The sequence below is a fragment of the Pannonibacter phragmitetus genome (assembly GCF_050510895.1).
Classification (GTDB): domain Bacteria; phylum Pseudomonadota; class Alphaproteobacteria; order Rhizobiales; family Stappiaceae; genus Pannonibacter; species Pannonibacter phragmitetus_B.
This window is the reverse complement of the sequence record NZ_JBNINT010000001.1, coordinates 1862980-1875698: the sequence shown is the minus strand read 5'-3', so window position 1 is coordinate 1875698 and position 12719 is coordinate 1862980. Positions and strand designations below refer to the sequence as shown.

General features: G+C 62.8%; 6 protein-coding genes and 1 pseudogene. 6 read left to right on the top strand and 1 reads right to left on the bottom strand.

The window, feature by feature from the left end:
• Nucleotides 1-21: 21 nt before the first annotated feature.
• The 5 genes and pseudogenes from ACQB61_RS08805 to ACQB61_RS08785 all read left to right on the top strand — a co-directional run bounded on the left by ACQB61_RS08805 (nt 22) and on the right by ACQB61_RS08785 (nt 8558).
• On the top strand, nt 22-954 hold the full coding sequence (locus ACQB61_RS08805; protein ID WP_430512323.1) for a dihydrodipicolinate synthase family protein: 933 nt from the start codon (nt 22-24) through the stop codon (nt 952-954).
• 118 nt (nt 955-1072) lie between these two features.
• Nucleotides 1073-3541 (top strand): hypothetical protein, encoded by a 2469-nt coding sequence (locus ACQB61_RS08800; protein WP_430512322.1) that lies wholly within the window; start codon nt 1073-1075, stop codon nt 3539-3541.
• Complete coding sequence (locus ACQB61_RS08795) at nt 3442-4167, top strand: CHAT domain-containing protein (protein ID WP_430512321.1); 726 nt, start codon at nt 3442-3444, stop codon at nt 4165-4167. The genes ACQB61_RS08800 and ACQB61_RS08795 overlap by 100 nt, the downstream gene beginning before the upstream one ends.
• Before the next feature lie 122 nt (nt 4168-4289).
• Nucleotides 4290-5327 (top strand): efflux RND transporter periplasmic adaptor subunit, encoded by a 1038-nt coding sequence (locus ACQB61_RS08790; RefSeq protein WP_430512320.1) that lies wholly within the window; start codon nt 4290-4292, stop codon nt 5325-5327.
• Nucleotides 5324-8558: pseudogene (locus tag ACQB61_RS08785) on the top strand (efflux RND transporter permease subunit). Before ACQB61_RS08790 ends, ACQB61_RS08785 begins: the two are co-directional and overlap by 4 nt.
• A 48-nt stretch (nt 8559-8606) precedes the next feature.
• Here the strand turns inward: ACQB61_RS08785 and ACQB61_RS08780 are convergent.
• Entirely contained in the window at nt 8607-9254 is a 648-nt protein-coding gene (locus tag ACQB61_RS08780) for a MarC family protein (protein WP_430512319.1), read from the bottom strand.
• Nucleotides 9255-9473: 219 nt separating this feature from the next.
• On the opposite strand from ACQB61_RS08780, the gene gyrA reads away from it, so the two are divergent.
• Complete coding sequence (gyrA, locus tag ACQB61_RS08775) at nt 9474-12284, top strand: DNA gyrase subunit A (protein ID WP_430512318.1); 2811 nt, start codon at nt 9474-9476, stop codon at nt 12282-12284.
• Nucleotides 12285-12719: the final 435 nt, after the last annotated feature.

The following is a 12719-nucleotide window of genomic DNA, read 5'->3' as shown; positions in this document are numbered from 1 at the left end:
TAATGCGGAAAGGAACCTGACGTGTTCTCTCCTATCGGCGGAATTGTGCCTGTCGTCCTGACCCCGTTCACTCCGGACAACCGGATCGACTGGGAGGGCTACGAGGCCCTGATCGAGTGGTATCTGGCTCATGGCAGCGAAGCGCTGTTTGCTGTCTGCCAGTCTTCCGAAATGCAGTTCTTGAGCCTTGAAGAGCGGGTGGACCTTGCCCGGTTCACCATGGAAAAGGTGAAAGGCCGTGTGCCGGTCGTTGCTTCCGGCCATATTTCGGACAGCGTTGAAGACCAGAAGGCGGAAATGACCGCCATTGCCGCCACTGGCGTTGACGGGCTGGTGTTTGTGACCAACCGCTTTGCGCAGAAGGACGAGGGAACGGATGTGTTCCGCGCCCGCCTCGAAGATCTGCTGGCGGCTCTGCCGAAGGACGTGCCGCTTGGCCTCTATGAATGCCCGGCGCCGTACCGCCGCCTGCTGACGGACGACGAGATCAAGTTCTGCGCAGACACAGGCCGCTTCCTGATGCTGAAGGATGTTTCCTGCAATCTGGACGTGGTCAAGCGCCGCGTGGCGCTGACCAAGGGCACGCCGCTTGCCATCAGCAATGCCAATGCGGCCATTGCCTATCCGGCTATGCAGGCCGGCTCCAAGGGTTTCTGCGGTGTCATGAACAACGTGCACCCGGATCTCTACCGCTGGCTGGAGGATCATGGCACGTCTCACCCGCAACTGGCCGAAGAACTGGCGGTGTTTCTTGCCCTTGCCGCCATGTGCGAGCCCATGGGCTATCCGAAGCTCGCCAAGGTCTACCATCAGCGCCTGGGCACCTTCCGGCACGACCATTGCCGCACCATCACCTATGATATCTTCGACAAGTTCTGGGCGCTGGATGTGATCCTCGACCGGATTGAGCAGGGCACGGCTCAGTTCCGCGAAAAGATTGCTGCGCTTGGCTGAGGCGCAGTTGTAAGGGCCCGATGGAACTATCTCCGCGCTTGCGAATTTTGACGGGGGCGTTAGTCCTCGTCTAAAACTGCGGTCACACCGTAGCGCGCAAGTCCGGGAGATGTCACGCATGCCGCAGTTCTCATCCGCCTTACACAATCAGTCCTCCGGCGGGAGAGCGGCAAGGCAGTGGATCAGAAGCCTGAAGACCGGCAGCGCCGTTCTGGCACTTGCTGTAAGCCTTGGCTGTTTCGCTGCTGCTCAGCCAGCTTTGGCACAGGCTCAGGCTCACGCTCAGGATGATCTTTCACTTCCCGAAGACATTCACCGCTACATCGGCCCAGTGGCCAAGGAGCGGGATGATCTGCGAAAGGTCCTGACGGAGGATCTTGCCGAAAAGGACCCTGAACGCGCTGCCGCTCTCGTTACCGAACTTGCCGACAAGACGGCCACTGCCGGTGGCTGGCCGGAGACATACAAGGTCATTGCCGTTGTAGCGGCGCCCTTGTTGGAGCGGCTCAAGGGGCCGCAGCTCGATTCATTCCTGTTCGATTTTTCCGTGGCCGCAGGCAATGCCGGCAAGAAGGATCAGCAGGACGCGCTTTTGCAGCAGATGGTCAGGACGGCAGAGGCAGAGGAGGGGCAGGCATCAAACCGCTACCGCCGGGCTATCGTCAACAAGGCCTATTCGCTGCTTTCGGCAGACCGGGACGATGATGCCTTCAAGGCCGTGATGGCGGCGCTGGATACGCTGGAAGCATCCGGTGATGACGGGCATTTCTTCAACACCATTTCCGAAGCCGGAGAAGCCTTCCGCCTCCATGCAGATGCTGAACAGGGGGCGGAGATCTACGAGCGCGGCATGACCTCGCCGCTGTTCCAGACCTCCACGAGCCCCGGCAGGGCGTTCATGATGTTCAACTATGCGGTCTTCCTGCGGGACACGCGCAAGTTCGATGAGGCACTGCGGCTGCATCTGCCCGCGATGAATGATCTTTTCCTTATCTTCGGCCGGGACAGCAAGGAAGGCTTCAACGCCTATGACGGCCTCGCCCAGACCATGCATGCCGCCGGTCAGCTGGCCGGGGCGGAAGCGGCCTACAGCTACATGGAGGCGGAGATGCTGCGCCTGTTCGGCCGGGATGATCCGGACGTGTGGCGCGTCATGAACAACCATGCGGCGGTGCTGCGCTCATTGAAGCTGCCGTCCGACGCGCTGATCAAGGATCATTTCGTCTATCTGAAACGCTTCGACCGGTTTGGCAACGGGCATCCGGTCACGCTGGCTTCCACGCTCAACATGGCTCATGATCAGCTGGACCTGGAACGCTGGGATGATGCGGACCGGACGTTGAAGGCCATGGAGGCCATTGCCAGGGATCTGGACTACACGCCCCGCTACATCAAGATGATTACCGCCTGGCGGGACTATGTGGCCTACCGGAAGGGGACGCGAAGCCTCAGCCGCAGCGCCCTTCACGACAGTGCAAGGCTGGCCACGCTCACCGAAGGCATAGAACAGCGCCTGGCCTATCTGGATCTGTATGCTGGCGAAGCCGAGAGCCGTGGCTACGATGATCTGGCACTGAGCTACAGGCAACTGGCGCGGGAGGCTGCGAACAAGAGGTTCACCGAGGCTCATCCAATCAGCTTCGAGGTGGAGCTTGCCAGACTGCGCCTCCTGACAAGGTTGAAGCCTGCCGACGCTGCTGAAGGGTTCCGGCATCTGGACTCGGTCATGTCCGGCTGGATGCGGGCGAATGTGACTGCGGCGGGCAGTCTGAGTGCTGCACGCTCTGCACGCATCCTTGCCGATGACATGCTGGCTGCCTTTGCCGATTTTGCGCGGGAGAATGAAGATGCAGCCCACTATTACGCAGCCTCTCTGGGCAGCTGGAAGACCCTGACGCGCCAGACCGAGCTCGATCTGCGCAAGGAAGCCGAGACAACGGATGACCCGGCCTACCGCGATTTGATCCTCACCTATTTCCGCAAGTTCGGCCGTTTCCGCGAGCTGGTGACGGGGGCGCTCTATTCGGATGAGTTCGACCCGCAGCGGCGGGAAATGGAGGAGGCCCGCAAGGCGCTGAATGAAGCGCGTAGGGCGCGTGGCCTTGCCGAGATAACGCCTTGGTTTGAAGGGCCGGTTACAGTGCCGGAACCTGTGAGCGAGCCTGAGGAAGGCGACGTGATCGCCGATCTTGCCGTGACGCGGAAGTGGCCGGTGGAGCGGAATGGCTCACCGGATGCCTTCGAGATCCGTGCCGTGATTTCCCGTCATGGGAAGCCGGTACAGGTGGAGTTGATCGGTACCATCCGCATGAAGGAGGGCGCGGCGCCGGCAGGCTTTGTCATGAAGGCTATTGAGACGCGGCTGGCCAAGGTTCTCGCGGCTGCAGCAGATGGCGCCAGCGCGCTCTATATCATTCCTGATGACTCGCTTTACCAATGGGCCCTCGCCGAGTTGCGCGGGGGGACGGCAAACGGCTGGGCGAACTGGTGGATGTGCATCTTGTCACCAGCCGGGAGGCTTATACCTACCGCAACAATCACAGCAGGCCGGAAGCCGGAGCTGCAATGCTGTTGGCTGGCGGGTTGAACTATGGGCCGGATAGTGGCTTGAGGGCATTGCCAGCAACAGAGCGTGAGGTGGAGGCAATCGCCGGTTTGGCGCGTGAAGGTGGCTTCAAGCCCACCGTGCTGACAGGAAACGATGCGACCGAAGAGGCCGTGCAGTCCGATGCCGCAAAAGCCTCGGTCATTCACCTGGCAACCCATGGCTTCTATCTGGAAGACACGGAGGGCAGCGTGAGGCTGGTGAATACAGGCTTCGACTTGTCCGCTTCCGGTCCCGACAAAGGCGGAGACGAGAGCAGTGACAATATCGTCTATGCCCGTGATCTGATCGGCTGGGATCTGAGCCGGGCGGAGCTTGTCACCATCGCCGCCTGCGAAACGGCTTTGGGAGACCCGGGCGTTACCGCCACTGTGCGGGGGCTTCCGCTGGCTCTGGCCGTCGCCGGCGCACGCCGCACGCTTCTGACCATCGACAGTGTGCCGGACGAGGCGACGTCCCGCTTCATGATCCGTTTTCACGAGCATCTGTTGCGCGATGGCATGACCTATTCCAAAGCCTTCATCGAAACCAAGCGCGATGCCTGGGCGGGAAGGATCGAGGGCGTTGATCCTGAGCTGACATATGCCTTCGTGCTTTTCGAGCACTGAGACAACGCAGACTTTGCTCTCTGAGACAGGTTCGCTCTGGTACAGGCATACCGGGAACTACACATTGGCAGGGCTGAAGCTTATCCATATATTTTCATGATAATGAAAATATGGAATTCCCAATGCCCGCACTGTTTCGCCCCGTTCCCTCCGCGCCACGGCACGGCCTTCGTGATCGTCAACGCCTGATCTGCACGGCGGCTTTCATTGCCGCCTTGCTGCTGCCCGCTGGGGTGATGGCGGCTGATCTAGCGCTCCAGCCGCTGGAGGTAACCGACTGGAAGGCGGTCTATGCAACCGTAGAACCGGCCGTCCGCGTGCCGGTGCGGGCCCGTACGCAAGGCACGGTGACGGAGCTTGCGGTGAAAGAGGGCGATGCGCTGCAGTCAGGGCAGAAGATCGGCCGCATCGTCGATGAAAAGCTGGCATTGCGCCGTCAGGCGCTCAGCGCCCAGATTGCGGCGGCGCGGTCGGAAGCGGTCAATCTGGAAACGGATGCCGGCCGGGCGCGGCAACTGCTCGCCCGGGGCACCATCTCGCAGGCGCGTGTCGATCAGCTCGAAACGCAGCTTGAGGTGGCGCGCAACAGCCTGAAGGCCGCTGAGGCAGAGCGAGATGTGCTGGACCAGCAAGAGCGGGAAGGCGAGATCCTGGCTGCGGCCAGCGGCCGGGTCCTGTCCGTGCCGGTCGCACTTGGGGCTCTGGTGATGCCGGGTGAAACGATTGCCGAAATCGCGCGCGAGGAATTCATCCTGCGGCTGGAGCTGCCCGAGCGCCACGCGGGGCTGATGAAGGCCGGGGACACCCTGCGCCTGCCGCAAGAGGCCGGTGCCGCCCGGCGTAGTGGCGAGATCACGCTGGTCTATCCGCAGTTGCGCGGCGGGCGTGTGATTGCTGATGCCACGGCACCGGACATGGGAGATTTCTTCGTTGGCGAGCGGATTCCGGTCGAGATCGCCACTGGCACTCGAACTGTTCTGGCCGTGCCTGAGGCCGCGCTCACAACCCGCTACGGGCTTGATTATGTGCAGCTGCGCCGCAAGGACGGCAGCGCAGCGGGCATCACCGTGCAGCGCGGACAGGTGTTTGACACGCAGGATGGCCCTCTGGTGGAAATCCTGAGCGGGCTTGCCGCCGGTGATGTGGTCGTGCTGCCATGACCCAGACTCCCAACGGCATGCCGCCCAAGGCGGGCCTTGGCCTGTCGGGCCACCTGACCGCCGCTTTCATCGCCTCGCCGCTGACGCCGCTGCTGCTGTTTGCCTCGCTGATTGTCGGGCTCATCTCGCTGGCAACGCTGCCGCGTGAGGAAGAGCCGCAGATTTCCGTGCCCATGGTGGATATTCTGGTCAGCGCCGATGGTCTCAAGGCACCGGATGCGGTCAAGCTGGTCACTGAGCCGCTGGAGACCATCGTCAAGGCCATCAATGGCGTGGAGCACGTCTACAGCCAGACCCAGGACGACCGGGTCATGGTCACGGCCCGTTTTCTGACCGGCACCCCCTCCGACAGCGCCATCCTGCGGGTGCATGAGAAAATCCGCGCCAACATGGACCGCATTCCTTCGGGCATTCCCGAGCCGCTTGTCGTCGGGCGCGGGGTGGATGATGTGGCCATCGTGGTGGCAACGCTCGCCCCGGATGCAGCCTCGGCAGAAAACTGGAGCCCGTCAGCGCTCTACGGCCTGGCTCAGGAAGTGCGCACGTCGCTGGCACGGCTGGATGACGTGGGGCTCACCTACCTTGTCGGGACCGGACCGGACGAGATCCGGGTGGAGCCGGACCCGGAACACCTGGCGCGGCTCAATGTGACGCTGGACCAGCTTCTGGGCAAGATCACCAGCGCCAACCGCTCCTTCCTTGCCGGTACCGTTCGGCAGGACGGTGAGGCGCTTCAGGCCGTTGCGGGGCAGACGCTCGGCACCATTCCGGCCATCGGTAATCTCTTGATCACCAGCCGCGATGGGCGCCCGGTTTATGTCAAGGACGTTGCCACCATTACGGTCGGCGCGGGCACAGAGGACCGTCAGGTCTGGCACTATGGCCGTGACGCGTCTTCTGGCAGCCTGACGCCGGTGCCAGCCGTGTCCATTGCCGTTGGCAAGCGCGCCGGAGCCAATGCGGTGCTGATCGCGGAAGAGGTCCGCAGCCATCTGGAGAGCCTTGAAGGCTCGCTGATCCCGGAGGGCGTCTCTGTCCACATCACTCGCGATTATGGTGAAACGGCCAACGAAAAGGCCAATGAACTGCTGTTCCACCTGGCGCTTGCCACCGTGTCCATCGTCATTCTGGTGGTGCTGGCTATTGGCTGGCAGGCAGGTCTGGTGGTGGCCATTGTCATTCCCGTGACGATCCTGCTGACGCTCTTTGCCGCGCAGATGATGGGCTACACCATCAACCGGGTGAGCTTGTTTGCGCTGATTTTCGCCATTGGTATTCTGGTGGATGACGCCATTGTGGTGATTGAGAACATCGCCCGCCACTGGGCCATGAATGATGGCCGCAGCCGGGCCACAGCTGCCATTGCCGCCGTGGCTGAGGTTGGCAATCCCACAATCATCGCCACGCTGACGGTGGTGGCCGCCCTGCTGCCGATGATGTTCGTCTCCGGCATGATGGGCCCCTATATGAGCCCGATCCCGGCGGTGGCTTCGGCCGCGATGCTCTTCTCCTTCTTTGTTGCCGTTGTTCTGACGCCCTGGGCCATGCTGAAGATCGCCGGGCGCAAGGCGGGCGAAGGTCACCACGAGGCGGCGGACGGGGGCAAGCTTGGGCGGCTGTTCCGTGCCGTTGCGCGGCCTTTGCTCAAGACGAGGGGCCGGGCGCTTGCCTTCCTGCTGCTTGTCGGCATTGCGACGCTTGCCAGCATGGTGCTGATTTACACCCGGCATGTCACGGTGAAGCTGCTGCCCTTCGACAACAAGTCCGAGGTGCAGGTGGTGCTGGACATGCCGGAGGGCACGGCACTGGAAACAACCGCGCGGCAGCTGGGCGAGGCTGTGCGCCTGCTGGAAGGCGTTCCTGAGATCCAGTCCATTCAGGCCCACGCAGGAACGGCTGCGCCTTTCAACTTCAACGGCCTTGTGCGGCATTACTTCCTGCGCAGCGGGCCGGAACTCGGCGACCTGCAGGTTAACCTTCTGCCAAAGGGGAGAGGTCCCGGGAAAGCCATGCGATTGCACTTGAAATCCGCCAGCGTCTGGCGGGGCTTGAGCTGCCGCAAGGTTCTTCGGTGAAGGTGGTGGAAGTGCCGCCCGGACCACCGGTGATGGCGACGCTGCAGGCGGAAATCTATGGCCCGGACCCGTCAACCCGCCGCGCCGTCGCGCAAGGGTGGCGGATATCTTCAAGGCCGTGCCCTATATCGTCGATATCGATCTCAGCCAGGGGCTTCCTGCCGAGCGTATCCGCATCGAGATCGATAGCGAGAATCTGGAATTTCACGGCGTCTCGGAGGCAGACGTTTACCAGACCATCAGCACGCTTCTCGGTGTCACGCCTGCGGGCTATTCGCACCGGGGCGAGGGGCGGGCGCCACTGGCCATTGTGCTGGCGCTGCCAAAGGCAGACCGGAGCCTCGGACAGCGGCTTCTTTCGACGCCCGTAGCGGCCAATGCCATGCCGGGGAGCCGTGGGGTCGTTGAACTGGGCGACGTGGTGCGCCTGACCCGCGAACCGGCGTCCCATCTTATCTACCGCCACAATGGCCGCCCGGCAGAGCTGGTGACGGCAGAGCTTGCCGGAGACTTCGAGGCGCCCATCTACGGCATGCTGGCGGTGGCGGATGGCATCGAGGCCGCAAGCTGGGATTACCTGCCAAGGCCTCGCATCAGCTATCACGGCCAGCCCGTCAGCGATGACCAGACCGTGCTTCTGTGGGATGGGGAGTGGGAGGTGACCTTCATCACCTTCCGCGACATGGGCGCGGCCTTTGCCGTGGCGCTGCTCGGCATCTACGTGCTGGTGGTCGGGCAGTTCCGTTCCTTCACCGTGCCGCTGGTGATCCTGACGCCGGTGCCACTGACACTCATCGGCATCCTGATCGGGCACTGGATCTTTGGCGCACCGTTCTCCGCCACCTCGATGATCGGTTTCATCGCGCTCGCGGGCATCATCGTGCGCAACTCGATCCTGCTGGTGGACTTCATCCGCCATGCCCGCAAGCCGGAGCGGTCCCTGCGTGAGGTTCTGCTGGAAGCCGGGTCCATCCGCTTCAAGCCGATCCTGCTGACGGCTGTGGCGGCGATGATCGGCGCGGCGGTGATCCTCACTGATCCGATCTTTCAGGGGCTGGCGATTTCGCTGCTGTTCGGCCTTGCGTCTTCGACGCTGCTCACTGTGCTGGTGATCCCGGCGATCTATGTGGTGCTGCGGGAGGATGGCCGGGCGTGAGGGAGACGGCCTGAGATGAGGCCTTATCTTTTCAGGCCGTCCTCTTCCTTACGGCGCCATTGCGCCTTTGGTGAAGGCGATAATGCCGTCGGCGACGAACTGAATGGAAAGGGCCGCCAAAAGCACGCCCAGAAGCCGGGTGACGACCATCTGCACTGTGTCGCCCATCAGCCGCTCGATCTTGTCTGCCAGCAGGAATGCGCCCATGCAGCAGGCGAGGATGCTGAGGATGACGCCGCCGACCCCGGCGTAGGTGGCGGTATCCGGTGCCTGGCTCGACAGCAGGATGACGGCGGAAATGGCCGCAGGACCTGCTATGAGCGGGATGGACAGCGGAAAGACGGCAAGGGCCTGCAGATCCTGCCGGCTGTGCACCACGGCTTTCTCGGCCGTCTCCGACTTGCGCTTGTTGCGGTGGTCAAACACCATTTCAAAGGCGATGGCAAACAGCAGCAGGCCGCCCGCAACCCGGAAGGCTGGAACGGAGATGCCCAGAAGGTTTAGCACCGTCTGGCCGCTGAAGAAAAAGACGAAGAGGATGGCCCCCGCCGTCAGCGTTGCCCGCACCGCCACACGGCGCCTGTCTGCCGCTGATACGCCCGCGGTGAGCGCCAGGAACATGGGTGCCAGACCCACCGGATCAATGGTGACGAAGAGCGTGGCAAATGCGTTCAGGATGAACTCGATCAAGACCATTCCCCCCAAGGATTCCGGCGACCTTATGCTTCTTTATAGCAGCGCACCGGGCCATTTTGCCCGCATGCTGCCGCATTCTTTTCGCGGGGCTGTGAATTGTTCCTGTAAGTCATTGATAGAAATAATGAATATATGACGCCGCCGGGGCGGGGCGATTTGGAGGGCAGGGCGGAATCGGCTATAAACGGCGCAGCATAAAGAGAGAAGGCGAGTCACTCCTTGGCCGATCAGGATTCAAGTACGCCGGGCGCATCCCTGCCGTCCGACATTCGCCCCGTCTCAATCACGGATGAGATGAAGCGCAGCTATCTCGATTACGCCATGAGCGTGATTGTCAGCCGCGCGCTTCCGGACGTGAGAGACGGGCTCAAGCCTGTTCACCGGCGCATCCTCTATTCGATGCACGAGAACGGCTACGAATGGAACAAGCCCTATCGCAAGTCGGCCCGTGTGGTCGGTGATGTGATGGGTAAATATCACCCGCATGGTGACAGCGCGATCTATGACGCCCTCGTGCGCATGGCGCAGAGCTTCTCCCTGCGCTTGCCGCTCATCGACGGGCAGGGCAATTTCGGTTCGGTGGATGGCGATCCGGCTGCGGCCATGCGCTACACCGAGTGCCGTCTGGAAAAGGTTGCCCACACGCTTCTGGACGACATTGACAAGGATACGGTCGATTTCCAGGAGAACTACGACAACTCCGAGACCGAGCCTGTCGTCCTTCCGGCGAAGTTCCCGAATCTGCTCGTCAATGGCGCAGGCGGCATCGCCGTCGGCATGGCCACCAACATTCCGCCGCATAACCTCGGCGAAGTGATTGATGGCGCCATTGCCGTGATGGAAAATCCGGGGATCAGCCTCGGCGAGCTGATGGAGATCATCCCCGGTCCGGACTTCCCGACCGGCGGCACGATCCTTGGCCGCTCCGGCATCCGCTCGGCCTATGAGACGGGCCGCGGCTCGCTGGTCATGCGCGGCAAGGTCGAGGTGGAGCAGCTGCGCGCCGGGCGCGAGGCGCTGATCGTCACCGAGATCCCCTATCAGGTCAACAAGTCCACGATGATCGAGAAGATCGCCGAGCTGGTGCGTGAAAAGCGCATCGAAGGCATCTCCGACATCCGCGACGAAAGCGACCGTCTGGGCATGCGCGTGGTGATCGAGCTGAAGAAGGATGCCGTCGCCGACGTGATCCTCAACCAGCTCTACCGTTTCTCCTCGCTGCAACAGAGCTTCGGCTGCAACATGGTGGCGCTGAACGGCGGCCGTCCCGAGCAGATGACGCTGATGGACATGCTGAAGGCCTTCGTCGCCTTCCGCGAGGAAGTCATCGGGCGGCGCACCCGCTTCCTGCTGGCCAAGGCGCGTGACCGCGCCCATGTGCTGGTGGGCCTTGCCATCGCCGTTGCCAACATTGATGAAGTGATCCACCTCATCCGCACCGCGCCGGACCCGGCCACCGCCCGCGCCCTGTTGATGGGCCGTGACTGGCCGGCCAAGGACATGGAGCCGCTGGTCCGCCTCATCGACGACCCGCGCCACACCGTCAATGCTGATGGCAGCTACCGTCTCTCCGAAGAACAGGCCCGCGCCATCCTCGACCTGCGCCTGCAGCGCCTGACCGCCCTTGGCCGCGATGAGATCGGCGATGAGCTGAACAAGCTCGGCGACGAGATTTCCGACTATCTGGACATCCTGCGCTCGCGCGCCCGCGTGCAGCAGATCATCCGCGAGGAGATGCTGGCCATCCGTAACGACTTCGCCACGCCCCGCAAGACGGAGCTGGTGGAAGGCGGCGCGGATCTGGAGGACGAAGACCTCATCCAGCGCGAGGACATGGTGGTCACCGTCAGCCACAGCGGTTACATCAAGCGCGTGCCGCTGGCGACCTACCGCGCCCAGCGCCGTGGCGGTAAGGGCCGTTCGGGCATGGCGACGAAGGACGAGGATTTCGTCACCCGCCTGTTTGTGGCCAACACCCACACGCCGGTGCTGTTCTTCTCCTCACGCGGCATCGTCTACAAGATGAAGGTCTGGCGCCTGCCGCTGGGCGGACCTACGTCGCGTGGCAAGGCACTGATCAACATGCTGCCGCTGGAGCCGGGCGAGCAGATCTCCTCGATCATGCCGCTGCCGGAGAACGAGGACACCTGGGGCGATCTGGACGTGATGTTCGCCACGACGCGTGGCACCGTGCGCCGGAACAAGCTGTCCGACTTCACCCAGATCAACCGCTCCGGCAAGATCGCCATGAAGCTGGAAGAGGGCGACGGCATTGTCGGCGTCTTCACCTGCACCGAGCATGACGATGTGATGCTGACAACAGCAGCAGGCCAGTGCATCCGCTTCCCCGCCTCCGATGTGCGCGTCTTTGCGGGCCGCAACTCGGTTGGCGTGCGCGGCATCAATCTGGCCGACGATGACCGTCTGATCTCCATGACGATCCTGCGCCACTTCAACGCCACCTCGGAAGAGCGTGCCGCCTATCTGAAGCTCCGCCGCCTGATGCGCGGTGAAGCCGATGATGCGGGCAGCGAAGCTGTAGCCGAGGACGGCGAGGAAGCCGCAGCCGGTGAGCTGCCGCAGGAGCGCTACGCCGAAATGAGCGCGGCGGAACAGGTGATCCTCACCGTCTCCGAAAACGGCTACGGCAAGCGCACCTCGTCCTTCGAGTACCGGGTCACCGGACGCGGCGGCAAGGGCATCACGGCCATGGCGGTAAACAAGCGCAACGGCCCGCTGATTGCCTCCTTCCCCGTGGAGGACCGCGACCAGATCATGCTGGTGACCGACGGCGGCCAGCTGATCCGCTGCCCGGTGGACGGCATCCGCGTCGCCGGCCGCGCCACCCAGGGCGTCATCGTCTTCAACACGGCCGAGGACGAAAAAGTCGTCGCCGTGGAACGCGTCAGCGAGGAAGACGACAGCGAAGAAGCCGTGGACGGCATCGCCGCTGAAGGTGCTGCCGGTGAGGGCGCTGGCCCGGAAGCTGGTGAAGACACAGGCGGTGAAGACACGGGCGGCGAAGAATAAGCCGGACGGTGTTCCGACGCAGAAACGACAAGGGCCGTCCCGTGTGGGCGGCCCTTTTTATGACCACCTCTCCATCGTTATCCTCGGCCTTGTGCCGAGGATCTATAGAGTTGATTGGCTTGCAGGTGGCTGGAACGAACTGGCCATGACGGAGGAGGCGAGCCCCTGCTTTGTTGTCGTTCCGCGTGTGCGTCGCATGTTTCTGGTCAGATGCGGTTTCCACCGCCTTCAGGCTGAACTGGCCGCACTCTGTCCGGAAACCTGCGGCACAGACGGTCCTGTGCAAGTCTTCCCGCCGCGTATCATCCTTGCCGCTCTGCAAGCGAGTGGGTCCCGGATCTCCGCTTCGCTGCGTCCGGAACGACGCCCAGTGTGTGGCGCGGCGGTGCTTCTATCTTTGCCCCAGCGGTCATCTCGGGCCTCTCTTCGGCTCTT